This window comes from Agrococcus sp. DT81.2 (genome assembly GCF_049844935.1).
GTDB lineage: Bacteria > Actinomycetota > Actinomycetes > Actinomycetales > Microbacteriaceae > Agrococcus.
The window spans coordinates 112472-138596 of record NZ_JBNCLZ010000003.1 but is presented as its reverse complement, the minus strand read 5'-3'; the positions used below and the strand labels follow the sequence as shown (position 1 = coordinate 138596).

The window sequence follows — 26125 nt, the reverse complement described above, 5'->3', positions numbered from 1 at the left end:
ACCACGTCGCGGCGCGGGCGAGGCGAGCGCGCCGCGTCGGTCCGCCGTGGGACGATGGAGCCATGCAGCTCCAGCTCGACATCTTCGGCGATGAGCCGACGGTGCTGGGGCACACGAGCCGCATCGTGGCTCGCTCGAGCGACCGCATCGCATGGCTCCGCGCCCGCTCCCGGGGCGTCACCGCGACCGACGCCGCGCGGCTGAGCACCTCGGCCGCGGTCGTCGCCGTCGCGCGCGAGAAGATGGGCATCCGCGGGTTCTCCGGCAACGCCTTCACCGACCACGGGCGCGCCCGCGAGCCGCACATCGCGAGCTGGGTGCACGACCACTTCTCGCTCGTGCCGTCGGATGCGCTGTTCCACTCGGTGCCCGACCGCCGGCACCTCGCGACCCCCGACTGCATCAGCGATGACGGCGCGGTGCTCGCCGAGATCAAGACGACGTCGAAGGCGTTCGACCGGGTGCCGAAGCAGTACCTGCGGCAGATCTGGTGGCAGCAGTACGTGCTGGGCGCGGAGCGCACGCTCTTCGTCTGGGAGCAGCACAGCGAGTTCGTGCCCGTCGGTCCACCCAAGCACGTGTGGGTGGAGCGCGACGAGGACGAGATCGCGATGCTCGTCGACCGCGCGGATCGGCTGCTCGAGCTGCTGCGCGGCTGATGCTGCTCGCGATCCACGGGCTCGGGTCGGAGTCGGGTGCGATGCGCGCCTACCTCGAGGGCGCGGTGCCCGCCGGCGTGCGGGTGCTCGCGCCCGACCTCCGCGCGCACGGCAGCAACCCGCTCATCGGCGAGCCCGACGACTTCGCGCTCGAGGCGCTCGCCGGCGAGGTCGCGGACGACCTCGAGCGCCGGCGGGAGGAGGCCGGCGACGGCTCACCCGTGTCGATCGTCGGCGTCTCGCTCGGCGCGGCGCTCGCCGCGAGCATCGCCCGCTCGGGGCGGTTCCCGCTCGATCGCGTCGCGCTCGTGCGGCCGGCCTTCACGACCGAGCCGCTGCCCCCGAACCTCGCGATCTTCCCGCTGCTGGGGCGGCTCCTCGAGGAGCACCGCCCCCGGCGCGCGATCGCCGAGCTGCACCGCTCGGGGGCATGGCGGGCGATCGCGCACGAGTCGCTCGCGCACGCGCACGGCATCGAGGAGCAGCTGACGCAGCCGCTCGCGGCCGAGCGTCGCATCCGTCTGCTCGAGATCCCGCGCAACGTCGGCTACCGGCCCGGCGAGCTCCGCATCCCCGCTCCCGCCGTGGTGCTCGGCAGCCCTCGTGACCCGGTGCATCCGCTGCACATCGCGGAGGCGTGGCGCCACGAGCTCGGCTGCCGGATGCTGATCTCCCCCGCCCGGGACGACGGCGAGGCCGCGATGTTCACGTGGTTCCGGCAGCAGCTGGGCAGCTTCCTGGTGGGAATCCGCTAGCGCGCCGTCTCGACGAGCACCGACCGCGGCGTGACGGATGCCCGGAGCGGCGCGGCGTGCACCGTCACCATCGCGAGCATCCACACGATGCCGAGGCCTGCCGCCACGTACTCGAGCGTCGACCCCACGTCGGTGTTGCCGCGCGCCAGCGAGATGATGCCGCCGGTCGCGGCGATGAGCGCGACCGCGAGCCCGCCGACGGTCGACAGCCGCGCGACCCAGCGGTCGCTCGCGGTAGCGAACTGCAGCATCGCGACGCACCCCGCCGCGAACCCGAGCACGGCCGCGGCGATGTGCACCCAGTCGCGCCACTGCGCCTCGGCGGTCAGCAGCGACGGGCAGCCGAGCGAGCACGGCACGGCGGCCGCGACGAGGAAGAGCCCGCCGGCCGTGACGAGGGAGGCCGCTGGCGCCCAGCCGCGCAGCAGCGGCACCCGGGATCGCACGTCGCGCACGATCACGCCGACCAGCAGGATGCCGGCGACGACGAGCACGAACCCCGCCTGAAAGAGGCCGGCCGTCGGCATCGTCAGCGCGCCGAGCTCGGAGATGTAGAGGTAGATGCCGAGCTGCACGCGGGCGACGCCGATCACGATGGCGCCGGCGACGAGGCTCGCGACGGAGAGCGAGGCGACGACGGCATCGGCACGGCTGCGGCGCTGGAGCACACGAGCACTGTAGCCGCGCGGCGCCGCACGGCGCGCGCCGTCGTCACACGTCGTCATCCCGACATCTGCCCGTCACACGTGTGCGCTAGCGTCGTGGCACGTGGAGGGACGTGCGATGCGAGCAGTACTGGTGCGGGAGTTCGGGCCGACGGAGCAGGTGGAGGTCGGCGAGACGGAGGCCCCGCTGAAGCTCGGCACCGAGGTGGTCGTCGACGTCCACGCGGCGGGCATGAATCCCATCGACTTCAAGACGGTGATCGGCAAGGGCGCCGCGAAGGCCGTCGAGCCGCTGCTGCCCTGGATCCCGGGCGGCGACGTCGCCGGCGTGGTCGCGGAGGCGCCCTACGAGGCGCACGACCTGCAGCCCGGCGACGCCGTCTACGGCATCGTCAACCACTGGCGCACGCGCGGCTCCTACGCGGAGCAGGCCGTCGTGCCGAGCCTCGCGCTCGCGCTCAAGCCGGAGTCGCTCACCTTCGAGCAGGCCGCCGCCGTGCCGTGCGCCGCCCTCACCGCCTGGGACGCCGTCGTGCGGGTCGCGAAGGCCCGCGCCGGGCAGCGCATCCTGATCCACGCGGGCGCCGGCGGTGTCGGCCACTTCGCCGTGCAGTTCGCGAAGTACTTCGGCGCGCAGGTCGCGACCACCGTCTCGACCCGCAACGTCGACTTCGCGCGCTCGCTCGGGGCCGACGAGGTCGTCGACTACACGCAGCAGCGATTCGAGGACGCGCTGCAGAAGGTCGACGTCGTCGTCGACCTGGTGGGCAACGTCTCGGCGGAGACGGGCACCCGCTCGCTCGACGTGCTCAAGCACGGCGGCCTCTACCTGAACGTGCCGACCGGGTCCTGGCCCGAGTACGCGTCCGCCGCGGCCGCGCGCGGGCTGCGCGCGTCGTCGGTGAAGGTGGAGTCGGACGGCTCGAACCTCGGCATCATCGGCCGCCTGATCGACGCCGGCGACGTGCGCGTCGAGGTGCAGCACGTCTACCCGCTCGCCCAGGTGCACGAGGCGTTCTCGGTGCTGCAGGGCGGGCATGTGCGCGGCAAGCTGGTGCTGAAGGTCCGCTGATCCACCGAAAGCCGTCGGGGCAGTGCAGGATGGTCGCATGAGCGACGCGAAGAAGCCGCTGCTGGAGGTCTCCGGACTCAAGGTGGAGTTCACGACCCAGGACGGCGTGGTCACGGCCGTGCACGAGGCGGACATCACGCTGGGCGCGGGCGAGACGCTCGCGATCGTGGGCGAGTCGGGCTCGGGCAAGTCGACGACGGCGATGGCGATCATCGGCCTGCTGTCGGGCAACGGCCGCATCACCGCGGGCAGCGTGCGCCTCGACGGCGAGGAGCTCGTGGGGGCGAACGAGACCGCGATGCGGAAGGTGCGCGGTCGGCGCATCGGTCTCGTGCCGCAGGACCCGATGTCGAACCTCAACCCGGTCGCCCGCATCGGCTCGCAGGTGGCGGAGACGCTCCTCGCGCACGGCCTCGCCGACCGTCGCAACGTCGACGCGAAGGTGGTCGAGACGCTCGAGGCCGCGGGCCTCCCGAATGCCGCCGAGCGCGCCAAGCAGTACCCGCACGAGTTCTCCGGCGGCATGCGCCAGCGCGCGCTCATCGCGATCGGGCTGGCCTGCCGGCCACAGCTGCTCATCGCCGACGAGCCGACGAGCGCGCTCGACGTGACGGTGCAGCGCACCATCCTGGATCAGCTCGACACCATGACGAAGGAGCTCGGCACCGCCGTGCTGCTCATCACGCACGACCTCGGTCTCGCCGCGGAGCGTGCGCAGCGGGTCGTGGTCATGCACCGCGGCCGGGTCGTCGAGCAGGGACCTGCGAAGCAGATCCTCGAGTCGCCGCAGCACCCGTACACGCAGTCGCTCGTGGCGGCCGCGCCGTCAGTGGCGATGGCGCGCTTGCGTCCTGAGGACTTCGCCCTCACCGAGGGGCGACCCACCGTCTCGGTGCCGCGCAACGCATCCGACATCATCGTCGAGTTCGAGAACGTGAGGAAGGAGTTCCACGTGCGCGGGCGGCGGGAGCCCTTCGTCGCCGTCGATGACATCAGCCTCAAGGTGCCGCGCGGCACGACCGTCTCGATCGTGGGCGAGTCGGGCTCCGGGAAGACGACCGCGGCGCGGATGCTGCTGAAGGCCTTCGAGCCGACGAGCGGCACGGTGCGCTTCGAGGGCAAGGATGTGTTCTCGCTCTCGCGCGAGGAGCAGAAGTCGTTCCGCCAGCGGGTGCAGCCGGTGTTCCAGGACCCCTACTCGTCGCTGAACCCGATGTTCACGATCGAGCGGATCATCGACGAGCCGCTGTCGTTCTACAACAAGGGATCGAAGGCTGAGCGGCAGCGGCGCGTGCGCGAGCTGCTCGACCAGGTGGCGCTACCGACCGACATGGCGCGACGCTACCCCTCCGAGCTCTCGGGCGGACAGCGCCAGCGCGTCGCGATCGCGCGGGCGCTCGCCCTCTCCCCCGACGTCATCGTCTGCGATGAGCCGGTCTCGGCGCTCGACGTGCTCGTGCAGGACCAGATCCTGCGGCTGCTGGGCGACCTGCAGCGCGACCTCGGGCTCAGCTACCTCTTCATCTCGCACGACCTCGCGGTCGTGCGGCTCATCAGCGACTACGTCGCCGTGATGCAGAACGGCAGGCTCGTCGAGGCCGCGACGTCGGAGGAGATCTTCACCAACCCGCGCGACCCCTACACGCGACGACTGCTCGCGTCGATCCCCGGCAACGAGCTCAAGATCGCGAGCTGACGGTCACTCCCCGGGTGAGTGGTCACTCCCGCAGGTGAGTGGTCACTCCCGCGGGTGAGTGGTCACTCCCGCGGCTGAGTGGTCACTCCCGCTCGTGAGTGGTCACTTCCGCGGGTGAGTGGTCACCCCGGACGTGAGCGGTCCCTCCAGCACGTAAGTCGTCACTCCTGCACGTGAGTGCTCGCTTCTCGCAGGTGAGTGGCACCTTCGAGCATCCACGGTTGGGCAGGGATGCCGTGAGGCACCCACAGAACATCAGTCACCGTCCGTACCCCTCACCCACTTCCCGGATGCGTTGCGTGATCACCGCCTCCCAGACCGGCAGCTGCACGCGCGAGTCACCCACCGGCGGCACTACTCACCTGCCGGAGCGACCACTCACCGACCGGAGCGACCACTCACCCGCGGACGTGACCACTCACCGACCGGAGTGACCACTCAGGCGCGGACTTGACCACTCATCCACCGAAGTGACCACTCAGGCGTGGACTTGACCACTCAGCCACCGGAGTGACCACTCAGCGCGGACGCGGCACGCGGGGCGGGCTGCGGTACCGGTCAGCGCTTGCGGGTGCGCGGGTCCATCGCCTCGCGGAGCGCCTCGCCCAGCAGCGTGAAGCCCAGCGCCGTGATCATGATGCAGATGCCGGGCAGGAAGGCCAGCGACGGCGCGATCGCGAGCTCGAACTGGGCGTAGGTGAGCATGCGCCCCCACTCGGCCGCCTCCGGGCGCGCGCCGCCCAGACCGAGGAACGACAGCGCCGCTGCGTCGATGACGGCCGTCGCGAGCGTCAGGGTCGCCTGCACGATGACCGGCCCGACCGAGTTCGGCAGCAGGTGCGACATCGTGATGCGGCCGGTGCCGAGGCCCAGCGTGCGTGCCGCGAGCACGTAGTCGGAGCCGCGCTGGCCGAGCATCGACGAGCGCAGGAGGCGCGCGAAGATCGGCACCTGCGCGACGCCGATCGCGATCATGATGGCGAGCGGGGTGCGGCCGAGGACCGCGGCGATCGAGACCGCGAGCAGCAGGTGCGGGACCGACAGCAGGATGTCGACGACACGCATGACGATCGTGTCGACCCATCCGCCGAACGCGCCGGCGAGCGCCCCGAGCACCATGCCGCCGACGAGCCCGAAGAACGTCGAGGCGATGCCGATGATGAGCGAGGCCTGCGCGCCCCAGATGAGCTTCGAGACGACATCCCCGCCGAAGCGGTCGATCCCGAGCGGGAAGCCGGGGATCTCGCCGATGCCCGGCAGCGACGTCGGCCGAAGGTACTCGCGACCCGGGGTCGCGAGCTCCGGGTACGGCGCGAGCCACGGCGCGAGCACCGCGACGAGCACGAACGCCGCGATGACGACGGCGCCGATCCATGCCGCCGGGTTGCGACGCACGCGGCGCAGGACATCGCCCCAGAAGCTGCCGCTTCGGCGAGGCGCGCTCGCTCCGCCGTCGCCCTCCGGCGACGCGATGGTGGGCATGGCCTCTGCGGCGCTCACTGGATCCTCACTCGGGGGTCGATGATGCTGTACGAGATGTCGACCAGCAGGTTGATGAGCGCGTAGGAGATCGCGATGAACAGCACGAATCCCTGCAGCACCGCGAAGTCGCGGGCGAAGATCGCGTCCTTCATGAAGGCGCCGATGCCGGGGAAGGCGAACACGGTCTCGGTGAGCACTGCGCCGGAGATCAGCAGACCGGCCTGCAGGCCGATCGTCGTCACGACGGGCAGCATCGCGTTGCGAAGCACGAAGCGGTTGCGGATGACTTCGCGCGAGACGCCCTTGGCCCGGCCCGTGCGCACATAGTCCGCGTTCACGACCTCGAGCACCGAGGCGCGGGTGATGCGCACGATGATCGCCAGCGGGATGGTGGCGAGCGCGATGGCGGGGAGCAGCAGGTGCACGATGGCGTTGATGGATGCGTCGAGCTCGCCAGTGAGCAGTCCGTCGAGCACGAAGAAGCCGGTCACGTGCGTCGCATCGATCTCCCTGTCCTGCCGGCCCGTGGACGGCAGCCAGCCCAGCTGCACCGCGAAGACGTACTTGAGCATGAAGGCCAGGAAGAACACCGGGATCGTGATGCCGATGAGGCTGCCGGTGACGGAGAGGTTGTCGATCCACTTGCCGTGGTGGCGCGCAGCCCAGTAGCCGAGCGGCACACCGATGCCGACCGCGAGGATGAGCGCCACGATGGCGAGCTCGAACGTGGCCGGGAACCGGTTGACGAACTCCTCGAGCACCGGCCTGCGCGTCTCGATCGAGTTGCCGAAGTCGCCCTGCAGGAGCTTGCCGAGCCAGGTGATGTACTGCTCGGGCAGCGGCCGATTGAAGCCGTAGGCCTCGTTGATGCGCTCGACCGCCTCAGGCGTGGCCCGCTCGCCGAGCAGCGCGGAAGCCGGCCCGCCGGGTAGCGACCGCACCCAGACGAACAGCAGCACGGTCAGGCCGAACAGCGTCGGGATCAGCAGCAGCAGTCGTCTGCCGATGGTTCTCAGCACGTGGTCTCTCCGTCGAGGGCGGACTTCGGGCGGCGCACGCGTGCCGCGGGCCGTTCGTGGCGGATGCCGCGGGCCTGGACTGGCCCGCGGCATCCGCCGGTGACGATCGAGGCTACTCGCTCAGCTCGATCATGTTGAACACCTCGTCGTTGACGGGGCTTGCCGGGTACGAGGTGACCCGCGGGTCGAACGCCAGCGACGGCGCGGGGTGCGCGAGCGGCACACCGGGCACGAACTGGGCGATCTGCTCGTTGATCTCCTGGTAGGCCGTGGCCGCCTCGTCGGCGTCCGCGATCTGTCGCGCCTCGCTCAGCGCGCTGAAGAGCTCCGGGTTCTCGAAGCCCCACTCGTTGGAGTAGCCGTTGAAGAACACGCCGACGAAGTTGTCGGTGTCGTTGTAGTCACCGGTCCAGCCGAGCAGGTGGATGCCGTGGTCGGCACCGCCGCGCATGCGGTCGAGGTAGTCGGTCCACTCGTCGGAGACCGGGTTGACCGTGATGCCGACCTCGGACAGCTGCGACGCGAGGTCGGTGAAGATCTGCTCCGGGTTCGGCATGTACGGGCGCGAGATGTTCACCGGGTAGTTGAACGTCAGCTCGAGGCCATCGGCGAAGCCCGCCTCGGCGAGCAGCGCGCGCGCCCGCTCGGGGTCGTAGGCGTAGTCCGTGACGTCCTCGTTGTAGCCGTTGACCACCGGCGGGATGAACTGCGACGCGACCTCGGTGCCCTCGGGCAGCACCTGCGTCACGAGGGCCTCACGGTCGATCGCGTGTGCGATCGCCTGGCGCACCCGCACGTCCTGCAGCTCGGGCACCGTCTGGTTGAAGCCCAGGTAGAGGATCGTGAACGGGTCGCGCTGCATCACGTTGAAGCCCGCGTCCTCGAGCGCCGCGGTGTCGGCCGGCGCGACGTAGTCGAATCCGTCGATGTCGCCAGCCTCGAGCGCCTGCCGGCGCGCGGTCGGGTCGTCGATCGTGCGGAACACGATCTCCTGGATCTGTCCCTGCTCGCCCCAGTAGTCGGCGTTCGCCGTCAGGACGACCTCGCTGCCGGGAGCCCAGGACTCGAACACGAACGGCCCGGTGCCGGTCGGGTGCGCCTCGCCGTACGCGCTGTACTCGGGCGCCTCCTCGGAGCCGCCGACGTCATCCGCGCCGTACTCCTCGAGCGCCGTCGGGCTCTGCATCGAGAAGGCGGGGAGCGACAGGGATGCGATGAAGCCCGAGAACGGACGGGTCAGGTTGACCGTCGCCGTGGTCTCGTCGTCGGCGGAGCACGACGCGTAGAGCGCGTTCGGGTCGCCGGCGAAGCCGCCGTAGAGCGAGCCGTAGTAGTACGAGAGGCTCTCGGTCGCCGTCAGCCCCGTCCAGTTGTACCAGCGGTCGAAGTTGGCGCAGACGGCCTCGGCGTTGAAGGGGGTGCCGTCGTGGAAGGTCACGTCGCTCTTCAGGTCGAACGTGTACGAGAGGCCGTCCTCGCTCGACTCCCAGCTCTCCGCGAGCAGCGGGGCGGGGTCGGCGGTGCCGGGCTCCACGCCGACGAGGCCCTCGAAGATCTGGCGCGAGATGCGGAAGGTCTCGCCGTCGGACGCGAAGGCCGGGTCGAGGCCCGACGGGTCTGAGGACGCGCCGAAGACGAACGTCGAGTCGACGTCGCTCGCCGGGGCAGCCGAGTCGCTCGTCGCGGGGTCGCCGCTGTCTCGCTGGCTCTGGCAGCCGGTGAGCACGATGGCGAGTGCTGCGCCGCCTGCGATGCCTGCGATGAGGCGTCGCCGCTGTGCGGATTGGATCACGGTGCTGGACCTTTCCTTCTGGGACTGGACGCACGCCCGCGGCTCCGCCGTGAGGCTGCGTAGGGACAACCTAGCGACTGCCAGGCGTCTCGAAGGTCACAGCAGGGTCACGATCCGGTCTCGTCCGCTATGCCCGGCTGCGGTCGGAGCACGGGAACCGCGGGTCAGCGGTCGGGCGTCGCCGCGGGCGCCGACTCGATCGCCGCCACGATGCCGGCGACGGATGCCATGTGCTCGCGCATCGCGGACTCCGCGCGGGGGGCGTCCCCCGCAGCGATCGCCGCTGCGATCGCCTCGTGCTGCTCGTGCTCGACGCCGAGCAGCCCGTGCTCCTCGCGGTGCTGCCGCACCTGCACGATGGCCTCGTAGACGCGATGGCGGACGGCACCCGTGAACCACAGCAGCGCGGGGTTGCCGGTGAGCTCGGCGATGCTGCGGTGGAGGTCGAGATCGGCGAGCGCGTAGGCGCTGCGATCGTCGGCGAGCGCGGCCATGCGGTCGACCTCGTCGACGAGCGCAGACCTGCCCTCGGTGGTCGCGCGCTCCGCCGCGAGCCGAGCGGCCTGGATCTCGAGCGGCGCGCGCACCTCCATGAGGGCGGCGAGCGGCTCGCCCGTCGACTGCAGCGCGCGAGTCAGGAAGAGCGAGATGAGGTGGTCGTCGAGCTGCCGCACGATCGCGTTGCGCCCGTTCATGAGCTCGACGATGCCCGTCGCGTGCAGCGCGCTGAGCGCCTCGCGGACGACCGGTCGCGACACCTCGAACCGCTCGCTGAGCGCGGCCGTCGAGGGCAGCGACTGTCCGGGCTGCAGTCCCTCGACATCGATGAGATCGAGGATCGCTCGCTGCACCTGCGCGGTGAGCGTGCTGGAGGCGGTGACGGAGGACATCCACCCCATCCCACCACGAGAGCGAGCGGCTCCCCAAACCCGCGGCTCGCCGCCTGCAACGCGGAAGAGCCCCGCCGAAGCGGGGCTCTTCACGGTGACGAGTGCGTCAAATAGTGGTCACGTCCACGGGGATGCCGGGGCCGAAGGTGGTCGACACGGTCGCCTTCTGCACGTAGCGGCCCTTCGAGGACGACGGCTTGAGGCGGACGACCTCGTCGAGCGCCGCCTGGATGTTGTCGCTGAGCTGCTCCTCCGAGAACGAGGCCTTGCCGACGATGAAGTGCACGTTGGCGTGCTTGTCGACGCGGAACTCGATGCGGCCGCCCTTGATGTCGGTCACGGCCTGCGCGACGTTCGGGGTGACGGTGCCGGTCTTCGGGTTGGGCATCAGGCCGCGCGGGCCGAGCACCTTGCCGAGTCGGCCGACCTTGCCCATGAGCTCGGGGCTCGCGACGGCGGCGTCGAAGTTGGTCCAGCCAGCGGCGACCTTCTCGATGAGGTCGTCGGAGCCGACCTCGTCGGCGCCTGCGGCGATGGCGGCCTCGGCGGCCGGGCCCTGCGCGAAGACGATGACGCGAGCGGTCTTGCCGGTGCCGTGAGGAAGAGAAACGGTACCGCGGACCATCTGGTCAGCCTTGCGGGGGTCGACGCCGAGCTTGAGCGCGACCTCGACGGTCGAGTCGGTCTTGGTCGAGCCGGTCTCGCGAGCGAGCGCGACGGCCTCGGCGGCCGTGTAGGACTTGTCAGCGTCGATCTTCGCCGCTGCGGCCTTGTAGGCCTTGGACTTCTGTGCCATGTGGATCTCCTAGATCAGAGTTCGTGGTGCGCGCCTGGCCGGCGCTCCCACTGGTGAGCCGTGCGGCTCGGTGGTCGAGGTCAGCCCTCGACCGTGATGCCCATGGAGCGGGCGGTGCCGGCGACGATCTTCTTCGCGCCCTCGATGTCGTTCGCGTTGAGGTCAGCCATCTTCTGCTCGGCGATCTCGGTGATCTGCGCGGCGGTGAGCTTGCCGACCTTCGTCGTGTGCGGGACGCCGGAGCCCTTCTTGACGCCAGCGGCCTTCTTGATGAGCTCTGCGGCCGGCGGGGTCTTGAGGATGAAGTCGAACGAGCGGTCCTCGTAGACGGTGATCTCGACCGGGATGACGTTGCCGCGCTGGTTCTCCGTCGCGGCGTTGTACGCCTTGCAGAACTCCATGATGTTGACGCCGTGCTGACCGAGCGCCGGTCCGATCGGGGGCGCCGGGTTCGCGGCGCCGGCCTGGATCTGCAGCTTGATCAGACCCGTGACCTTCTTCTTGGGTGCCATGTCTCTTCCTTCTTGGTGTGTTGCGGTCGTGGGCGTGCCCGGGACCGCATCCAGCCCCTACGGGGACTAGAGCTTGCTGACCTGCCCGAAGCCGAGCTCGACAGGGGTCTCGCGCTCGAACAGGCTGACGAGCACGGTGAGCTTGCGGCTCGCCGGCTGGATCTCGCTGATCGTGCCCGGGAAGCCCGCGAACGAGCCCTCGGTGATCGTGATGGTCTCGCCGACCTCGAAGTCGACCTCGACCGCGAGCTGCGTGGGCTGCTGCGCGGGAGCGGACTTCTGCTGCTCGGCGAGCTGCTCGTCGGCGATGGGCTTCAGCATGGTGAAGGCCTCGTCGAAGCGCAGCGGCGCGGGGTTGTGGGCGTTGCCGACGAAGCCCGTGACACCGGGCGTGTGGCGGACGACCGACCAGGTGTCTTCGTCGAGCTCCATGCGCACGAGCACGTAGCCGGGGACGCGCACGCGGTTGACGCGCTTGGCCTGGCCGTTCTTCGTCTCGAGCACGTCCTCGGTGGGGACCTGGATCTCGTAGATGCCGTCGACCTGCATGTTCTCGGCACGCGAGGCGATGTTGGCCTTGACCTTCTTCTCGTAGCCCGCGTACGAGTGGATGACGTACCAGCGGCCCGGCTTCATGCGCATCTCGCGCTTGAAGTCCTCGTACGGGTCGGTCGCGGGCTCCGCGGGCTTCTCGTCGGCAGGGACGAGGTCGTCGAGGGCCTTGTTCAGCTCGATGTCGAGGTCGTTGACGTCAGACACAGTCCACCTTCTCCTTCAGATCCTGGATCGGGCTCAGCCGCCGAGGCCGAACATCGGCAGATCGCCGAACACCCAGCCCACGAGCGAGCCGAACAGGAGGTCGAGGCCAGACACCAGCAGCATCATGAAGACGACGAACACGAGCACGACGAGCGTGTACCGGATCAGCTCCTTGCGGGTCGGGGTGACGACCTTGCGCAGCTCGACCAGGACTTCCTTGAGGAAGGCCCACAGGCGCATGAACGGGTTGCGAGACGCACCCTCGCGCGTGCGGGGTGCCTCCTCGATCGCGTTCTCAGCCACGGTGACCCTTCGGTTTGTTCGGCCCGGCGAGTGCCAGGCCCGTCAGGCGTCCTGTTGGACGCCTCGAGCAGGGCGGACAGGACTCGAACCTGCAACCTGCGGTTTTGGAGACCGCTGCTCTACCAATTGAGCCACCGCCCTGGGCGGGTGGAGTGCCATGCTGTCGCGTCGGGCTGCCCGTGCAGGGCGTGCAACATCATGGCGGTTGTCAACCACCAAGGAGACAGTCTACGACGACGCGGCGCGTGCTGTCCACTTGACGGCGGCATGGCGTCGCTACGGTGGCGACCATGACGAGCACGGCAGACCTCTACGACGAGCGCGGCGACGAGCTGCAGTCGCTCGAGACCCAGCTGCAGGACCTCGGTGGGCGGATGCGCTTCGAGGGTCCGGTGCGCACGGTGCGGTGCCTCGGTGACAACGCGCTCGTGAAGTCGATGCTCGGCTCCCCCGGTGACGGCGCGGTGCTCGTCGTCGACGGCGGCGGTTCGCTGTCGAGTGCGCTCATGGGCGACATGATCGCCGAGTCGGCCGCGCGGAACGGCTGGGCCGGCGTCATCATCCACGGGCCCGTGCGCGACCGCGCGGCGCTCGCGCGGCTCGACCTGGGCGTGAAGGCACTCGGCTCGAATCCTCGCAAGAGCGCGAAGGACGGCGTCGGCGAGACGGATGTGCCGGTCGAGTTCGGCGGCGTCGCGTTCCGTCCCGGCGCGATGCTGTGGGCCGACGAGGATGGCGTGCTCGTCGAGCACTGACCGCACGCTGATCGCCGGGCGGGATGCGGGGGCACCTAGGCTTGGAGCCGTGAACCGCATCGCCGCGCGCATCGCCGCCATCAACGAGTCCGCGACCCTCAAGGTCGACGCGAAGGCCAAGTCGCTGAAGGCGGCCGGTGGCGACGTCATCTCGTACGCCGCCGGGGAGCCCGACTTCGCCACGCCGCCCAACATCGTCGAGGCAGCCCAGCGCGCTCTCGCCGATCCGAAGAACTACCGCTACACGCCCGCGGCGGGCCTCCCGGAGCTGCGCGAGGCGATCGCTGCCAAGACGCTGCGCGACTCGGGGCTGCAGGTGGAGGCGAGCCAGGCGCTCGTCACCAACGGCGGCAAGCAGTCGGTCTACCAGGCGTTCCAGACGATCCTCGACCCGGGCGACGAGGTGCTCGTGCCGACGCCCTACTGGACCACCTACCCGGAGGCGATCGCGCTGACCGGCGCGACGCAGGTCGACGTCTTCGCGGGCGCCGACCAGGGCTACCTCGTCACCGTCGACCAGCTCGAGGCGGCGCGCACCGACCGCACCAAGGCGCTGCTGATGGTGAGCCCCTCCAATCCCACGGGCGCCGTCTACCCCGCCGAGCGCGTGCGTGAGATCGCGGAGTGGGCGGAGTCCAACGGCCTCTGGGTCGTGAGCGACGAGATCTACCAGAACCTGGTCTACGACGGCGAGCGGGCCGTGTCGGTGACCGAGGCCGTGCCGGCGCTCGCCGAGCGCACGATCCTCGTCAACGGCGTCGCGAAGACCTATGCGATGACCGGTTGGCGCGTCGGCTGGATGGTCGGCCCGGCCGACGTCATCAAGGCCGCCGCGAACCTGCAGTCGCACCTGACGAGCAATGTGAACAACGTCGCGCAGCGCGGCGCGCTCGAGGCGCTCACCGGCCCGCAGGACGCGGTCGGCGAGATGCTCTCGGCTTTCGACCGCCGCCGGCAGACGATCGTCGCGGAGCTCTCGCGCATCCCCGGCATGAGCGTGCCCACCCCGAAGGGCGCGTTCTACGTCTATGCGGATGTGTCGGGCCTGCTCGACCAGGAGTGGGGCGGCGTGACCCCCACGTCGAGCCTGCAGCTCGCCGACCTGATGCTGGAGCAGGCCGAGGTCGCCGCGGTGCCTGGCGAGGCGTTCGGTCCGTCCGGCTACCTGCGGTTCTCCTACGCGCTCGGGGACGACGCCCTGCTCGAGGGCGTCCAGCGGCTGCAGCGGCTCTTCGGCGCCTGATCCTCGAGGTCGCCGCATGATCGAGATCCTGAACCCCGCCGAGCTGGAGCGAGCGCGGAGGGCAGGCGCTCTGGTCGGCGACATCCTGCAGTCGCTGCGCGGCCGCAGCGCCGTCGGCACGAACCTGCTCGAGATCGACCGCTGGGCGAAGGCGATGATCGAGGAGGCCGGCGCCGAGTCCTGCTACGTCGACTACGCGCCCTCCTTCGGCCGCGGACCGTTCGGCCACCACATCTGCACGGGCGTGAACGACGCGGTGCTGCACGGCCGACCGCGCGACTACTGGCTCGCCGACGGCGACCTGCTCACGCTCGACCTCGCCGTCTCGGTGGACGGCATCGCGGCCGACGCGGCGGTCAGCTTCGTGGTCGGCGAGGCCCGACCCGCCGAGAGCCTCGCCATGATCGAGGCGACCGAGCGCGCACTTGACGCGGGCATCGCCGCCGCCCTGCCGGGCAACCGCATCGGCGACATCTCGCACGCGATCGGCTCCGTGCTGAGCGCGGCCGGCTACCCGATCAACATCGAGTTCGGCGGCCACGGGATCGGCTCGACGATGCATCAGGACCCGCACGTCGCGAACACCGGACGGCCGGGACGCGGCTACCGGCTGCGCCCCGGGCTGCTGCTGGCGCTCGAGCCCTGGATCATGGCTGACACCGATGAGCTCGTCGTCGACGACGACGGCTGGACCCTGCGCAGCGCGACCGGCTGCCGGACGGCGCACAGCGAGCACACGATCGCGATCACCGAGGGCGGCGCCGAGATCCTCACCCTGCCGACGCGGCGCTGAGGCGAACCGGACGCGACCGCGCTACACGTGCTGCGCGTATGCGCGGTAGCGCTCGAGCAGCACCGACCAGTCGGCGTACCGCCAGCGGGCCTGCCGGTTCGAGTCGTTCCAGCCGGAGTGCGTGAGCCGCACCCTCGTGCCGCCGTGCGGCAGGTCGACGAACGTCACCGAGACCGTGCTCGCGTCGCCCGCGTGCGTGGAGCGGAACGTGTGGACGAAGCGCTCGCCCGGCACCGAATCCGTCACCTCCCCCCACTCGATCGCGCGGCCGTCGCGGCCGTGCTCGACGATGCGGCCGCCCTCGTGCGTGGCGACCTCGATGTGGTCGATGCCGGAGCCGGTCGCGGTGAGGCTCGGCAGCCACCACTCGGCGAGGCCGTGGACGTACGCGTCCCACGCGCGGGCGCGGCTCACCGCGACCTCGAGCTCGTGCTCGATCGGTGAGGTCCCCTCCGACGCGTCCCGGTGCGCGGCGCCCTGCTCGTCCATGGTGTCCCCCGACCTCGACTGTCCCACGACCGTGCTCGCGGATCAATCGTCGGCGGGCACGAAGCGCTCCTCTCCGTCGAGCTCCTGGAACAGCGTGAGCGTCAGCCCCGCGGGCGCCTCGAGTCGCGCGTTCAGCGAGCGCCACGGGGTCTCGACGGGCTCGGCGATGACCGCGGCTCCCGCGCCCTCCAGCCGTCTCGTGACGCCCTCGGCGTCGTCGACCTCGAAGGCGACGCGGATGCGTGGGCTGGGCGTGCCGTCGGCCTCGATGCGGTCGATCATGCGCTTCTGCGCCGGGTTGGCGAGCTCGAGCGTCGCGCGTCCCGCCTCGAGGATCGCGACGCGAGCGTCGCCGGAGCCCTCGAACGCCGCGAGCTCGGGCAGCCCGAGCTCGTCGCGGTAGAAGGCGAGGGCGGCGTCGAAGTCGTCCACCTCGACGACGAGCCGGAGCTGCGCCGGAGCGCGAGGGGGCTGTGGTCGCTGCGCGTGCTGTGCCATGGCGGAGGCAACGCCCGTGGGCGGGGATGCATTTCGGCCGCCGCACGCGGCGGCGCCCGTGCCGCGGGGCTAGAGCGAGAGGCCGACCAGCACCGGCTCGGGCACGAGGTGCACGCCGAACTGGTTCTCGACGCGCGCCTGCACGAAGCGCGCCAGCTCCGCGATCTCCTCGCCCGTCGCGCCGCCGCGGTTCGTCAGCGCGAGCGTGTGCTTCGACGAGATGGCCGCGCGCGACCCGGGCAGCGAGAATCCGCGCCGGATGCCCGCGTGCTCGATGAGCCACGCGGCGGACAGCTTGACGCGCGGCACGGGCCGATCGAGCGACGGCAGGGCCGTGTCGACGTCGAGCGGCAGCACCGTCGCGCGCGGCTCGGGCGCCGTCGACCAGCGCGGCAGCTCCTTCGGCAGCGCGGCGGCGAAGCGGGCCGACACGATGGGGTTGGTGAAGAACGAGCCGGCGCTCACCGAGTCGGGATCGTCGGAGAGCACCATGCCCTTCGAGGAGCGCAGCGCGAGCACCGAGGAGCGCACGTCCTCGAGCGGCACCCGCGTGCCGAGCTCGACGCCGAGCGCGGTCGCGAGCTGCTGGTAGGCCACGGGCTGGCTGCGGCCGTCGGGCGAGCGCCGCAGCCGGAAGTCGACCGACAGCACGACGCCCGTGAGCACGCCCCGCTTGATCGCCGAGTCGCGGTAGCCGAGCATGAGCTCGGAGGCGGGCACCGACCGCACCTCGAGCTCGCCGCCCTCCCCCGGCGCCAGCAGCTCGATGGCCTGCAGGGTTGAGGACACCTCCTGGCCGTAGGCGCCGATGTTCTGGATCGGGGCCGCCCCCACCGAGCCCGGCACGCCGCTGAGCGCCTCGATGCCGGTGAGTCCCTGCTCGACCGCGAGCGCGACGAGCGCGTCCCACGACTCCCCGGCCTCGACGCGCAGCACGACGGCGTCGTCGACGGGCGGGTCCTCGCCGACGGGCCGATGCGGCCGCTCCGCGGCGGGCATGGTGCGGATGCCCCGGGTCGCGACCCGCAGGACCGTTCCCGGGTAGGGCTCGTCGGAGGCGACCGTGTTCGAGCCGCCGCCGAGCAGCAGGTGCTCGTCGTCGCGATCCAGGATCTCGGCGTAGGCCGAGACGACCTCGTCGCGCGTCGTCGCCTCGATCCAGTGCTCGACGTCGCCGCCGACGCGCATGGTGGTCGCGTCGGCGAGCCTGCGCGGAGCGGTCATCGGCCGGTCGCCACGACGACCTGCGCCTTGCCGAGCACGGTCTTCCCATCGACCGTGACGGTGAGGTCGATGCGCGCGCTGGCCTCGTCGACCCGGCCGACCGTCGCGACGACGTGCAGCTGCGCACCCGTCGCGGGATCGACCACGACGGGGCGCGTGAACCGCACCTGGTAGTCGAGGATGCGTGACGGGCCCGCCCAGTCGACGACCGGCTGCACTGCGGCGCCCATCGTGAGCATGCCGTGCGCGAGCACGCCCGGCAGGCCGACGGCCGACGCGATGTCGTCGCGGTAGTGGATGGGGTTGAAGTCGCCAGAGGCGCCCGCGTACCGCACCAGCGAGTCGCGCGTCAGGGTGAGGTCGCGCTCGGCGACCACCGTGCCGACCTCGAGCTCGCTGAGCTCGTGCGCCGAGTCCATCGGCGGCATGCCCTCCATCAGGCCTCCGCCCGCACCACGAGCGTCGACGTGGCGGTCACCACGTGCTCGCCGTGCGCATCCGTGATGACGCTCTCGCTCGTCACCATGTCGTTGCCCCCGAGCGACTTGACGCTCGTGACGGTCAGCTGCGCCGTCAGCTGGTCGCCGGCGACGATGGGCCGGATGGCCGTGAAGCGCTGGTCGCCGTGCACGACGCGTGTGAAGTCGACCCCTGCGGTCTCGTCCTCGAGCAGCTGCCGGAGCGTGAGCTCCTGGATGACGATCGGGAACGTCGGGGGCGCGATGACGTCGGCGTGGCCGGCGGTGCGCGCCGCCTCGACGTCGAGGTGCTCGGGGTGCGTGGCCTGCACGGCGCGCGCGAACTCGCGGACCTTCTCTCGGCCGACGAGGTAGGGGGCCGTGGGCGGGTACTGCCTGCCCTGGATCTCGGGGTTGACTGGCACGGAGCCAGTCTAGGCAGAGGCGCGATCCTCCCAGAGTGCGGCGATGTGCCTGCTGTCCGTGCCGCAGCATCCGCCGACGACCGCGAGGTTCGGCAACCGCTGGCGCAGCTCGTCGTGCCCGGCCCGCAGCTCGTCGATGTCGCCCGCGTCGAGCGCGGTCGCCTGGTCGAGCTCCGCGTGGCTCTTGGTGGAGGCGTTGTAGCGCACGCTGACCACGCGTTCGCGCCACGCGCCGCCGTCCATGCCGCGCAGGATGTGCTGCGGATGCGCGCAGTTGAGCATGAAGTGCACGGCGTCGGTCTCGTCGTCCACGAGCAGGATCGCCTCGCCCAGCGGCATGCCGCCCCGCAGCCGGCCGTCGGTCTCGACGGTGAAGCCGATCACGGCCGGGAGGCCGTGGAAGAACGCCGCGCGCGCGATCCCGATCGCCTCCCCCGGATCCGACAGGGTGAACGCCGTCACCACGTCGACCCCCGCCTCGGCGAAGGCATCGATCTGCCGCTCGTGGTAGACCTGGGCGTCGTCCGGATCGACCGGGGGCACGTCGGCATATGCGTCCGCTCGCGGCCCCACGGCGCCGCTGATGAGCACGTCCGCGACGTCGACGTAGGTCTCCCGCAGCTCCTGCAGGTGCCGCACGGCTCGGACGTTCACGTCGTAGAGCGCCTTGCGAGAATCGCCGAGCCTGGCGCCCCAGTCGGGGTTCGCCCGCCATGTCGCGGTCTCGAGCAGCAGCCCGGCCCCGACGCGGGCGGCGAGCGCCGCGTACTCGGCGAAGTAGTCAGCGAGCACCGCGCGCCCGCGCTCGCTGCGCAGCAACGGGTAGGCCGCGAAGTGCTGCAGGTCGACGCCGCGACGGAAGATGAGGTCGGTCTCGAGTCCGCCGTCCGTGACGAACGGATGCGCCGGCGACGGCCAGTCCGGACGGTGCGGCACCGCGTGATGGTGGACGGAGGGCTTGGTGGTGATCGCGGAGGTCATCGGCCTCCGCGCGACGGTGGACATGCCTGTCTCCTCGCATCGCTGGAGCAGGTGAGCCGCCTGCTCGCGGGCAGAGTACCTCGCGACGCGCTGCCGGTCCATGCCCCTGTTGCGCTCGCCACCGGGCACGAAGAAGGGGACCGGATGCTGATGATCCGATCCCCTTGCTGGCGGTAGCGAGGGCGGGGTTCGAACCCGCGACCTCACGATTATGAGTCGTGCGCTCTCACCAACTGAGCTACCCCGCCAGAACGCCCACCCAAGCACGAAGCATCAAGCGAACGCGAGCCCCGAGCGAGGATTGAACTCGCGACCCCTTCCTTACCATGGAAGTGCTCTACCGCTGAGCTATCGGGGCGATGCCGTTCATGGCAACCGGAATATCGTAGCACCGCGCGAGACCGGATCTGCAACGCGTCAGCCGCTCAGCGCGTCGGCGCCCACGATCGCGGTGGCGCACCGCCGCAGCGTGTCGAGCGCATGGCGCACGGCGGCGCGCTCGGCGACATCCCGACGGGCCAGGGCACTCACGGTGCGACCGGTCGGCACCCCGGCGAGGGGCACGAGGGCGATGCCGCCGCCCGGTGGGGTGCTGAACCGCGGCAGCATGCCGATGCCGAGCCCCGCCGCGACGAGCGCCTCGACGAGCCGGTTGTCGCGCACGCGCTGCGCGATCGCGAACGGCTCGCCCGCGGCCGCCTCGATCGCGATCCGCAGGTCGTCGAAGGGGAAGCCCTCCGGCACTCCGATCCAGCGCTGGCCGGCGATGTCCACCGGGCGCACCGCGGGCGCGCCGGCGAGCGGATGCGCGGCGGGCACGGCGATGTCGATCGGCTCCCGCAGCAGGTCCACCACGCGCAGCCCGCGCCAGTCGAGCGGCGGGGTCTGCGCCATGCGGTGCCCGATGACGAGGTCATGGTCGCGCGCGAGCACCGCGTAGTCGGCCTCGGCCACGTCGTGGTCGTGCACGTGCACATCGAGCTCGCCGGCGAGCTCCGCGAGGAGCGACGGCAGCAGCACGACGCCGGCGCTCGGCAGCGCGGCGATGTCGATCCGGCCGCCGATGCCACCACGGAAGGCGGCGAGGCGCGCGTCGACCTGCGCCACCGCGGCTGCGACCTCGATCGCGCCGGCCGCGAGGATCCGCCCGGCCTCGGTCAGGCGCAGGCCGCGACCAGCTGGCTCGGTGAGCGCGAGCCCGACCGAGCGCTCGAGCGCTCGGAGGCGCTGCGACACCGCCGAGGGCGTCACTCGAGTGGCGCGCGCGACCGCGGTGAGGCTGCCACGCTCGTCCAGCTCTCGCAGCAGAGCGAGGTCGCGCAGCTCCATGCAGCAACGCTACACAGTCGGTACACAATCCCTCGCTTGTGCTGCACGATGCCGGTCTGCTCACCTGTCGGGCATGACGACTCGCGAGCGGCTCCTCGGCGTGATGGTGGCGGTCCTATGGGGCCTCAACTTCCTCGCCATCCACCTCTCCCTCGAGCAGTTCCCGCCGTTCTTCCTCGTCGCGCTGCGGTTCGCGCTGATCGCGCTGCCGACGATCCTGCTCGTGCCGCGGCCGGACGTGCCGCTGCGCTGGCTCATCGGCTACGGGCTCGGCTTCGGCACGCTGCAGTTCCTCTTCCTGTACTGGGCGCTGGCCGCCGGGATGCCGGTGGGGCTCGCCTCCCTCGTGCTGCAGGCGTCGGCGCCCTTCACGGTGCTGCTCGGCGCGACCGTGCTGCGCGAGCGGCTCGACCGCGGCCAGGTCGCCGGCATCCTGCTCGCCGTCGCCGGGCTCACGGTGATCGGTGCGCAGCAGCTGGGCACCGCCGCGATCGGTCCCTTCCTCCTGACCCTCCTCGGCGCGCTCGGCTGGGCGCTCGGCAACCTCTCGAGCCGCCTTGCCCGCCCCTCGAAGCCGCTGCACCTCACCCTGTGGATGTCGGTCGTGCCGGTCGCGCCGATGCTCGCCACGTCGCTGTGGCTCGAGGGCCCCGACCGCATCGCCCAGTCGTTCGACGGGCTCGCGACGCCGACAGGGCTGTGGGCGCTCGCGGGACTCGGCTACACGATCCTGCTCGGCACCGTCGTGGGCAGCGGCGTCTGGACCTGGCTGCTCAGCCGCCATCCAGCCGCACGAGTGGCGCCGTTCTCGATGCTCGTGCCCGTCGTCGGGCTGCTCACGGCGTGGGTCGCGCTGGGCGAGACCCTCAGCGCGGCGGAGATCGTCGGAGCCGCGATCGTCGTGCTGGGCGTGCTGCTCGGCTCCGGTGCCCTGCCGGCCTTGCGCCGGCGCACTCCCCCGCCGGAGCGACGGTCACCCGAGCATCACCGGGCATCCGTCGCTGCGCGACGGCCTTGAGCAGGGCGTCAGAGGTCGCGAGCCGACTCGGTCGGCTCGGGTCCCGGGTAGCGCACGATGTTCACGATCGCGACCCCCAGCCCTCCCCAGAGCACGACCATCGCCACGACCATCATCACGATCGCTCCGATCGTCATCGGATCACCACCTCGTCGTGCTCGGGCGCCTCGAGTGGCGTCGTCGCCTTCCATTTCGGGATCGACAGCAGGATCCCGATGAGCAGCGCGGCACCGGCAGCGCCCCAGCCGAACACCGCCAGCATCCACGTCGGGTAGCCGCCGTACGGCTCGGACACCGCGGTCACGACCTCCAGCACAAGCATGAAGGCGATGAGCACCGGGGTGACCGCCATGACGAGCACCACCCACCAGCGGCCGAGCTTGATCGAGCCGTACCGGCTCATGTGCGCTGCCAGGGACGGCACGCGCCGGATCGCCCACGCGACGGCCACCATGGCCACGAGCGCGACCAGCAGGATGCCGAACCGGTTGATGAAGTAGTCGGCGATGTCGAGCACGAGGATGCCGCTCGTGGTCGAGAACAGCAGGATGCTGACGAGCGCCATCGGAACGGTGACGGCGAGCGTCGCGGTCACGCGGCCGAGCTCGAGCTTGTCGCGCACGGCCGAGATGACCACCTCGAGGATGCTGATGAGCGACGTGAAGCCTGCGAGCACCAGCGATACGAAGAAGAGCATGCCGAGCAGCGCACCGAACGGCGCCTGCGAGATGATCGCCGGGAAGGCGATGAACGCGAGGCCGATGCCGTTGGCCACCACGTCGGCGACGGCTGCTCCGGACGCCTGTGCGAGGAAGCCGAGCGCGGAGAAGACGCCGATGCCCGCGAGCAGCTCGAAGCCGGAGTTGGCGAAGCCGACCACGAACGCCGATCCGGTCATGTCGACCTTGCGGCCCACGTACGAGGCGTAGGTGATCATGATGCCGAAACCGACGGAGAGCGAGAAGAAGATCTGCCCGAAGGCGCTGGCCCAGACTGCCGGCACGAGCAGCGCGCCCCAGTTCGGCGCGAACAGCGTCTGCAGCCCATCGATCGCGCCGGGCAGCGAGAGAGCCTGCACCACGAGCGCCCCGAATGCGATGAGCAGCACCGGGATGAAGATCACGGACGTGGCGCCGATGCCCTTCTGAACACCGAGCGCCATCACCGCGATCGCGACGATCCAGACGATGGCCATGGGGATGAGCACGGCGGGCACGAAGTCGAGGGTCACTTCGCCCTCGGTCGCTCGCAGGAAGTCGGTGAAGAAGAAGGCTTCGGGGTCGTCGCCCCACGCCTGGCTGAAGGAGAAGCCGACGTACTGCACCGACCACGCGAGGATCGCGGCGTAGTAGACGGAGATGACGACGCAGATCGCCACCTGCCACCAGCCGATGAACTCGAGCTTGCGCGACAGCCGCGCGAACGACAGCGGTGCCGAGCCGCGCTGCGAGTGACCGATCGCATAGTCGAGCAGGAGCAGCGGGATGCCCGCGACGAGCAGGGCGACGAGATAGGGCAGGATGAACGCCCCACCGCCGCCCTCGTAGGCGACGTAGGGGAAGCGCCAGATGTTCCCGAGCCCGACTGCCGAGCCGATCGCGGCCATGATGAAGACGGTCTTGTTCGAGAACCGTCCGCGGTCGATCGGCGCCTTCGTGATCGTCATGCCGAGCCGTCGTCGGGGGTCACCGCTGCTTCGAGGGACATGGCCCTAGCGTGCCACAGCCCGGGGTCGTCGGACTACTTGACGGCGCCCGCCGTGAGCCCGCTCACGATGTACTTCTGCAGCCACAGGAACAGCGCCATCACCGGGATCGCGGCAAGCACGGCGCCGGCGGCGAAGATCGTGTAGTTGGTGCTCGTCTCCTCGGAGACGTAGCGGAACAGCCCGACCGCGAGCGTGAGCTTCTCGGGGCTCGTGAGGATGACCGACGCGATGACGAAGTCACTCGTGGTGCCGATGAACGAGATCAGGCCGATGACGGCGAGGATGGGCGCGACGAGCCGCAGGATGATGGTGAAGAAGATGCGAGCGTGGCCAGCCCCGTCGAGCTTCGCAGCCTCATCGATCGATGCGGGGACCGTGTTGAAGAAGCCGTACATCAGGTAGGTGTTCACGCCGAGCGCGCCGCCGAGGTACACCAGGATGAGGCCGATGAGCGAGTCGAGCCCGATCGCCGGGAACACGTCGCTGATGCCTCGCATCAGCAGGTAGATGGCGACGACCGCGAGCAGCTGCGGGAACATCTGGACGATGATCAGGCCCAGCAGCCCCGGTCGCCTGCCGGTGAACCGCATCCGGCTGAAGGCGTACGCCGCGAGCGCGCCGAGGAAGACGGTGCCGGCCGAGGTCGTGAGCCCGACGATGAGCGTGTTCGCGAACCAGGCGGCGTAGGGCCGGCGCGGATCGCCCAGCAGGTCGACGTAGTTCTCGAGCGAGATCTCGCGGAAGAGGTTGTTCGAGCCCGTGAGCGTGCCGCCCGGGTTGAACGACGCGCTCAGCACGTAGACGAGCGGGAAGACGGCGAACAGGACGACGGCGATGCCGACGAGGTGGCGCCATCCCAGCTCGCGCATCCACTTGCGGAACGACATCCTCGTGGACGGCGCGACGCGGGGCGGGCGGCCCTCTCGCGCGGACTGATCGATCGGCAGGATGTCCATCAGTGCAGGTCCTCCAGCGCCTTGGTCCGACGGAACGCGATCGTCGAGACGGTGGCAACGATGATGAAGATGACGATCGAGAGTGCGGCGGCGAGCCCGTAGTCGCGGGTGCCGTCCTGGAACGCCGTCTTGTAGACCAGCGTGATCAGGAGGTCGGTGTGGCCGACGTTCTCCTCCACCCCCTGCATGCGGGGGCCACCGCGCGTGAGGAAGTAGATGGTGTTGAAGTTGTTGAAGTTGAACGCGAACGACGAGATGAGCAGCGGTGCCGTCGCCACGAGCAGCAGCGGGAACTTGATGCGGCCGAAGATCTGCCAGCCGCTCGCGCCGTCGACCGACGCGGCCTCGGTGAGCTCCTCGGGGATGGACTGCAGCGCGCCGAGGCAGATCAGGAACATGTACGGGAAGCCGAGCCAGAGGTTCACGACCAGCACCGAGATCTTCGCGAGCACGGGGTCGGTGAGCCACGGGATGTCGGCGGAGCCGAGGAAGATGTTGTTGATGAAGCCGAACTCGGTGTTGAGCAGTCCGAGCCAGACGAGCGAGCCGAGGAACGACGGGAACGCGTACGGCAGGATCGACAGCACCCGGTAGACCTGCTTCGACCGCATGCGCGGGTCGTTGAGCGCGATCGCGAGGAAGAGGCCGAGGAAGAACGAGAGCCCGACCGACAGGATGGCGAATCCGAAGGTCCACGCCAGCACGCCGAAGAGCGCGAACCCGTAGCTCGGGTTCTGGAACGGGTAGAGGAAGTTCTCCCCGCCGATGAAGATCTGCCAGCCGGTGCCGAGCCGCTGCCCGTCGGCGGTCTCGAACGCACCGTTGCCGAGGTCCCGGTAGACCGTGCCCGTGACGGTGTCGGTCACGGTGTCGGCCGTCTCGTCGTAGACGAAGGTCGACTGGTAGACGTAGCCGTTCGACGCGTCGGTCGTGCGGAGGAAGCCGTCGGCGAGATCATCCGACAGCGGCACCTGGAGCGCCGCCACCTCCTGCTGGCGCTGCAGGATGTCCTGCATGCTGAGCGACGTCCAGCCGGCGAGCGCAGTCGGGCGGTCTCCGTCGAGCGTGACCGTCGCCGGATCGACGGGCTCGAGCGGCTGCTCCTGCGTGCCGACGAGCACCTCCCCGTCGGGTGCGGCGGCGAGCACCCCCAGTCCGCCGACGCCCTCGACGACCGTGACGCGGTACGCGGGCGAACCCTCGACGCGCACCGTGTTCTGCTGCACGATCGACGAGATCGCGTCCTCCTTCGTGGAGTTGTGGCCGTCGCCGTAGTTCGTGAACGCGATGTAGAGCGAGTACACGATGACGAACAGCTGGAAGATGGCGAGGAAGACGAGTCCGGGCGTGAGGTACTTGGCCGGCAGCAGTCCCGGGCTCAAGTAGATCCAGTTGACCAGCAGCGTCGCCACGAGCACGATGCCTGCGACGAGGTAGTCGCCCTTGAAGAACAGGATCGACATCGCGAACACCGCCACCGCGTCGACGATGGCGAGCAGGACGATCTTCACCACGATCACGCGCATGCTGGGCGGCTGGTGGTGGATGCCTCGCTTGGGCGCCCTGGTCGGGGCCTTCTGGGCAGACGTCATCGTCACGCGGTGTTCTCCTCTTCGCCTCGTGCGGCGCGGACAGCGGGAAGAAGCGGGGGGGGGGGGGGGGGGGGGGGGGGGGGGGGGGGGGGGGGGGGGGGCGGGGGGGGGGGGGGGGGGGGGGGGGGGGGGGGGGGGGGGGGGGGGGGGGGGGGGGGGGGGGGGGGGGGGGGGGGGGGGGGGGGGGGGGCGGGGGGGGGGGGGGGGGGGGGGGGGGGGGGGGGGGGGGGGGGGTGGGGGGGGGGGGGGGGGGGGG

Annotated in this window: 27 protein-coding genes, 3 tRNA genes and 1 pseudogene; 8 read left to right on the top strand and 23 right to left on the bottom strand. The window is 70.6% G+C overall.

The genetic code is table 11. The features are described 5' to 3' along the window. Positions 1–62 precede the first annotated feature (62 nt). Both ACLQ21_RS07095 and ACLQ21_RS07090 read left to right on the top strand, forming a co-directional pair. On the top strand, positions 63–659 hold the full coding sequence (locus ACLQ21_RS07095) for a YqaJ viral recombinase family protein (protein WP_425662554.1): 597 nt from the start codon (positions 63–65) through the stop codon (positions 657–659). After that, the gene (locus ACLQ21_RS07090) at positions 659–1414 is read left to right on the top strand and encodes an alpha/beta hydrolase (RefSeq protein WP_425662553.1); all 756 of its coding nucleotides are present in this window, start codon (positions 659–661) and stop codon (positions 1412–1414) included. The genes ACLQ21_RS07095 and ACLQ21_RS07090 overlap by 1 nt, the downstream gene beginning before the upstream one ends. Here the strand turns inward: ACLQ21_RS07090 and ACLQ21_RS07085 are convergent. Beyond that, the gene (locus ACLQ21_RS07085) at positions 1411–2082 is read right to left on the bottom strand and encodes a DUF998 domain-containing protein (protein WP_425662552.1); all 672 of its coding nucleotides are present in this window, start codon (positions 2080–2082) and stop codon (positions 1411–1413) included. The two genes, ACLQ21_RS07090 and ACLQ21_RS07085, sit on opposite strands and share 4 nt — an antisense overlap. Before the next feature lie 115 nt (positions 2083–2197). On the opposite strand from ACLQ21_RS07085, the gene ACLQ21_RS07080 reads away from it, so the two are divergent. Next, the gene (locus ACLQ21_RS07080) at positions 2198–3151 is read left to right on the top strand and encodes an NADP-dependent oxidoreductase (protein ID WP_425662551.1); all 954 of its coding nucleotides are present in this window, start codon (positions 2198–2200) and stop codon (positions 3149–3151) included. 37 nt (positions 3152–3188) lie between these two features. Continuing rightward, entirely contained in the window at positions 3189–4847 is a 1659-nt protein-coding gene (locus tag ACLQ21_RS07075; protein ID WP_425662550.1) for a dipeptide ABC transporter ATP-binding protein, read from the top strand. A 558-nt stretch (positions 4848–5405) separates the two neighbouring features. Here ACLQ21_RS07075 and ACLQ21_RS07070 read toward each other — a convergent pair. From ACLQ21_RS07070 to ACLQ21_RS07030, 9 genes and pseudogenes are all read right to left on the bottom strand, one after another. After that, on the bottom strand, positions 5406–6329 hold the full coding sequence (locus ACLQ21_RS07070; protein WP_425662901.1) for an ABC transporter permease: 924 nt from the start codon (positions 6327–6329) through the stop codon (positions 5406–5408). 14 nt (positions 6330–6343) lie between these two features. Then, a complete protein-coding gene (locus ACLQ21_RS07065) occupies positions 6344–7348 on the bottom strand; it encodes an ABC transporter permease (RefSeq protein ID WP_425662549.1) in 1005 nt (334 codons plus the stop codon). Positions 7349–7460: 112 nt separating this feature from the next. Next, the gene (locus ACLQ21_RS07060) at positions 7461–9137 is read right to left on the bottom strand and encodes an ABC transporter substrate-binding protein (RefSeq protein ID WP_425662900.1); all 1677 of its coding nucleotides are present in this window, start codon (positions 9135–9137) and stop codon (positions 7461–7463) included. Between the two features lie 167 nt (positions 9138–9304). Next, positions 9305–10030, bottom strand: coding sequence for a FadR/GntR family transcriptional regulator (locus tag ACLQ21_RS07055; RefSeq protein WP_425662548.1), 726 nt, complete (start codon positions 10028–10030; stop codon positions 9305–9307). 106 nt (positions 10031–10136) lie between these two features. Beyond that, positions 10137–10826, bottom strand: a complete 690-nt coding sequence (rplA, locus tag ACLQ21_RS07050) for a 50S ribosomal protein L1 (RefSeq protein WP_425662547.1) — start codon at positions 10824–10826, stop codon at positions 10137–10139. 80 nt (positions 10827–10906) lie between these two features. Continuing rightward, entirely contained in the window at positions 10907–11338 is a 432-nt protein-coding gene (gene rplK, locus ACLQ21_RS07045) for a 50S ribosomal protein L11 (protein ID WP_425662546.1), read from the bottom strand. A gap of 66 nt (positions 11339–11404) precedes the next feature. Beyond that, positions 11405–12010 (bottom strand): annotated as a pseudogene (gene nusG / locus ACLQ21_RS07040) (transcription termination/antitermination protein NusG); the annotation flags it as partial. A 120-nt stretch (positions 12011–12130) separates the two neighbouring features. Continuing rightward, positions 12131–12337, bottom strand: a complete 207-nt coding sequence (gene secE, locus ACLQ21_RS07035; RefSeq protein WP_425662899.1) for a preprotein translocase subunit SecE — start codon at positions 12335–12337, stop codon at positions 12131–12133. 131 nt (positions 12338–12468) lie between these two features. After that, positions 12469–12541: transfer RNA gene (locus ACLQ21_RS07030), tRNA-Trp, on the bottom strand. A 149-nt stretch (positions 12542–12690) separates the two neighbouring features. Here ACLQ21_RS07030 and rraA point away from each other — a divergent pair. From rraA to map, 3 genes are read left to right on the top strand one after another with little or no spacing between them, the layout of a single operon-like run. Next, positions 12691–13155 (top strand): ribonuclease E activity regulator RraA, encoded by a 465-nt coding sequence (gene rraA, locus ACLQ21_RS07025; protein ID WP_425662545.1) that lies wholly within the window; start codon positions 12691–12693, stop codon positions 13153–13155. 49 nt (positions 13156–13204) lie between these two features. Beyond that, positions 13205–14398, top strand: a complete 1194-nt coding sequence (locus tag ACLQ21_RS07020) for a pyridoxal phosphate-dependent aminotransferase (protein WP_425662544.1) — start codon at positions 13205–13207, stop codon at positions 14396–14398. Positions 14399–14414: 16 nt separating this feature from the next. Beyond that, the gene (map, locus tag ACLQ21_RS07015) at positions 14415–15191 is read left to right on the top strand and encodes a type I methionyl aminopeptidase (RefSeq protein ID WP_425662543.1); all 777 of its coding nucleotides are present in this window, start codon (positions 14415–14417) and stop codon (positions 15189–15191) included. Positions 15192–15212: 21 nt separating this feature from the next. On the opposite strand, the gene ACLQ21_RS07010 is transcribed toward map, so the two are convergent. From ACLQ21_RS07010 to ACLQ21_RS06970, 9 genes are all read right to left on the bottom strand, one after another. Beyond that, positions 15213–15680 (bottom strand): SRPBCC domain-containing protein, encoded by a 468-nt coding sequence (locus tag ACLQ21_RS07010; RefSeq protein ID WP_425662542.1) that lies wholly within the window; start codon positions 15678–15680, stop codon positions 15213–15215. Between the two features lie 42 nt (positions 15681–15722). Beyond that, entirely contained in the window at positions 15723–16178 is a 456-nt protein-coding gene (locus tag ACLQ21_RS07005) for a VOC family protein (RefSeq protein ID WP_425662541.1), read from the bottom strand. 69 nt (positions 16179–16247) lie between these two features. Further along, positions 16248–17402, bottom strand: a complete 1155-nt coding sequence (locus ACLQ21_RS07000) for a UDP-N-acetylmuramate dehydrogenase (protein ID WP_425662540.1) — start codon at positions 17400–17402, stop codon at positions 16248–16250. Further along, positions 17399–17839 carry a MaoC/PaaZ C-terminal domain-containing protein gene (locus ACLQ21_RS06995; RefSeq protein ID WP_425662539.1) on the bottom strand — a complete coding sequence of 147 codons (441 nt, stop codon included), beginning with the start codon at positions 17837–17839 and terminating at the stop codon, positions 17399–17401. Before ACLQ21_RS06995 ends, ACLQ21_RS07000 begins: the two co-directional genes overlap by 4 nt. Further along, complete coding sequence (locus ACLQ21_RS06990) at positions 17839–18285, bottom strand: FAS1-like dehydratase domain-containing protein (RefSeq protein WP_425662538.1); 447 nt, start codon at positions 18283–18285, stop codon at positions 17839–17841. Before ACLQ21_RS06990 ends, ACLQ21_RS06995 begins: the two co-directional genes overlap by 1 nt. Positions 18286–18294: 9 nt before the next feature. Then, complete coding sequence (locus tag ACLQ21_RS06985) at positions 18295–19290, bottom strand: homocysteine S-methyltransferase family protein (protein WP_425662537.1); 996 nt, start codon at positions 19288–19290, stop codon at positions 18295–18297. 150 nt (positions 19291–19440) lie between these two features. After that, positions 19441–19514: transfer RNA gene (locus ACLQ21_RS06980), tRNA-Met, on the bottom strand. Positions 19515–19552: 38 nt separating this feature from the next. Next, a tRNA-Thr gene (locus ACLQ21_RS06975) sits at positions 19553–19624 on the bottom strand. 59 nt (positions 19625–19683) lie between these two features. Next, positions 19684–20595 (bottom strand): LysR family transcriptional regulator, encoded by a 912-nt coding sequence (locus ACLQ21_RS06970; protein WP_425662536.1) that lies wholly within the window; start codon positions 20593–20595, stop codon positions 19684–19686. A gap of 73 nt (positions 20596–20668) precedes the next feature. Between ACLQ21_RS06970 and ACLQ21_RS06965 the strand changes: the two genes are divergently transcribed. After that, positions 20669–21613 (top strand): EamA family transporter, encoded by a 945-nt coding sequence (locus tag ACLQ21_RS06965; RefSeq protein WP_425662535.1) that lies wholly within the window; start codon positions 20669–20671, stop codon positions 21611–21613. Positions 21614–21621: 8 nt separating this feature from the next. Here ACLQ21_RS06965 and ACLQ21_RS06960 read toward each other — a convergent pair whose 3' ends face one another. The 4 genes from ACLQ21_RS06960 to ACLQ21_RS06945 form a co-directional block, all read right to left on the bottom strand. Further along, a complete protein-coding gene (locus ACLQ21_RS06960) occupies positions 21622–21750 on the bottom strand; it encodes a methionine/alanine import family NSS transporter small subunit (protein WP_425662534.1) in 129 nt (42 codons plus the stop codon). Then, positions 21747–23279 carry a sodium-dependent transporter gene (locus ACLQ21_RS06955; RefSeq protein WP_425662533.1) on the bottom strand — a complete coding sequence of 511 codons (1533 nt, stop codon included), beginning with the start codon at positions 23277–23279 and terminating at the stop codon, positions 21747–21749. Before ACLQ21_RS06955 ends, ACLQ21_RS06960 begins: the two co-directional genes overlap by 4 nt. A gap of 74 nt (positions 23280–23353) precedes the next feature. Then, the gene (locus tag ACLQ21_RS06950) at positions 23354–24277 is read right to left on the bottom strand and encodes a sugar ABC transporter permease (protein ID WP_425662532.1); all 924 of its coding nucleotides are present in this window, start codon (positions 24275–24277) and stop codon (positions 23354–23356) included. Further along, positions 24277–25869 carry an ABC transporter permease subunit gene (locus ACLQ21_RS06945; RefSeq protein ID WP_425662898.1) on the bottom strand — a complete coding sequence of 531 codons (1593 nt, stop codon included), beginning with the start codon at positions 25867–25869 and terminating at the stop codon, positions 24277–24279. Before ACLQ21_RS06945 ends, ACLQ21_RS06950 begins: the two co-directional genes overlap by 1 nt. Between the last annotated feature and the right edge of the window lie 256 nt (positions 25870–26125).

What these genes read in the sequence shown, in the direction of transcription:
- ACLQ21_RS07095 (WP_425662554.1), top strand. Translation starts at nt 63, where the DNA reads ATGCAGCTCCAGCTCGACATCTTCGGCGATGAGCCGACGGTGCTGGGG.
- ACLQ21_RS07090 (WP_425662553.1), top strand. Translation starts at nt 659, where the DNA reads ATGCTGCTCGCGATCCACGGGCTCGGGTCGGAGTCGGGTGCGATGCGC.
- ACLQ21_RS07080 (WP_425662551.1), top strand. Translation starts at nt 2,198, where the DNA reads ATGCGAGCAGTACTGGTGCGGGAGTTCGGGCCGACGGAGCAGGTGGAG.
- ACLQ21_RS07075 (WP_425662550.1), top strand. Translation starts at nt 3,189, where the DNA reads ATGAGCGACGCGAAGAAGCCGCTGCTGGAGGTCTCCGGACTCAAGGTG.
- ACLQ21_RS07070 (WP_425662901.1), bottom strand. Translation starts at nt 6,329, where the DNA reads ATGCCCACCATCGCGTCGCCGGAGGGCGACGGCGGAGCGAGCGCGCCT.
- ACLQ21_RS07055 (WP_425662548.1), bottom strand. Translation starts at nt 10,030, where the DNA reads ATGTCCTCCGTCACCGCCTCCAGCACGCTCACCGCGCAGGTGCAGCGA.
- rplA (WP_425662547.1), bottom strand. Translation starts at nt 10,826, where the DNA reads ATGGCACAGAAGTCCAAGGCCTACAAGGCCGCAGCGGCGAAGATCGAC.
- rplK (WP_425662546.1), bottom strand. Translation starts at nt 11,338, where the DNA reads ATGGCACCCAAGAAGAAGGTCACGGGTCTGATCAAGCTGCAGATCCAG.
- secE (WP_425662899.1), bottom strand. Translation starts at nt 12,337, where the DNA reads ATGCGCCTGTGGGCCTTCCTCAAGGAAGTCCTGGTCGAGCTGCGCAAG.
- rraA (WP_425662545.1), top strand. Translation starts at nt 12,691, where the DNA reads ATGACGAGCACGGCAGACCTCTACGACGAGCGCGGCGACGAGCTGCAG.
- map (WP_425662543.1), top strand. Translation starts at nt 14,415, where the DNA reads ATGATCGAGATCCTGAACCCCGCCGAGCTGGAGCGAGCGCGGAGGGCA.
- ACLQ21_RS07010 (WP_425662542.1), bottom strand. Translation starts at nt 15,680, where the DNA reads ATGGACGAGCAGGGCGCCGCGCACCGGGACGCGTCGGAGGGGACCTCA.
- ACLQ21_RS07005 (WP_425662541.1), bottom strand. Translation starts at nt 16,178, where the DNA reads ATGGCACAGCACGCGCAGCGACCACAGCCCCCTCGCGCTCCGGCGCAG.
- ACLQ21_RS07000 (WP_425662540.1), bottom strand. Translation starts at nt 17,402, where the DNA reads ATGACCGCTCCGCGCAGGCTCGCCGACGCGACCACCATGCGCGTCGGC.
- ACLQ21_RS06995 (WP_425662539.1), bottom strand. Translation starts at nt 17,839, where the DNA reads ATGGAGGGCATGCCGCCGATGGACTCGGCGCACGAGCTCAGCGAGCTC.
- ACLQ21_RS06985 (WP_425662537.1), bottom strand. Translation starts at nt 19,290, where the DNA reads ATGTCCACCGTCGCGCGGAGGCCGATGACCTCCGCGATCACCACCAAG.
- ACLQ21_RS06970 (WP_425662536.1), bottom strand. Translation starts at nt 20,595, where the DNA reads ATGGAGCTGCGCGACCTCGCTCTGCTGCGAGAGCTGGACGAGCGTGGC.
- ACLQ21_RS06965 (WP_425662535.1), top strand. Translation starts at nt 20,669, where the DNA reads ATGACGACTCGCGAGCGGCTCCTCGGCGTGATGGTGGCGGTCCTATGG.
- ACLQ21_RS06960 (WP_425662534.1), bottom strand. Translation starts at nt 21,750, where the DNA reads ATGACGATCGGAGCGATCGTGATGATGGTCGTGGCGATGGTCGTGCTC.
- ACLQ21_RS06955 (WP_425662533.1), bottom strand. Translation starts at nt 23,279, where the DNA reads ATGACGATCACGAAGGCGCCGATCGACCGCGGACGGTTCTCGAACAAG.
- ACLQ21_RS06950 (WP_425662532.1), bottom strand. Translation starts at nt 24,277, where the DNA reads ATGGACATCCTGCCGATCGATCAGTCCGCGCGAGAGGGCCGCCCGCCC.
- ACLQ21_RS06945 (WP_425662898.1), bottom strand. Translation starts at nt 25,869, where the DNA reads ATGACGTCTGCCCAGAAGGCCCCGACCAGGGCGCCCAAGCGAGGCATC.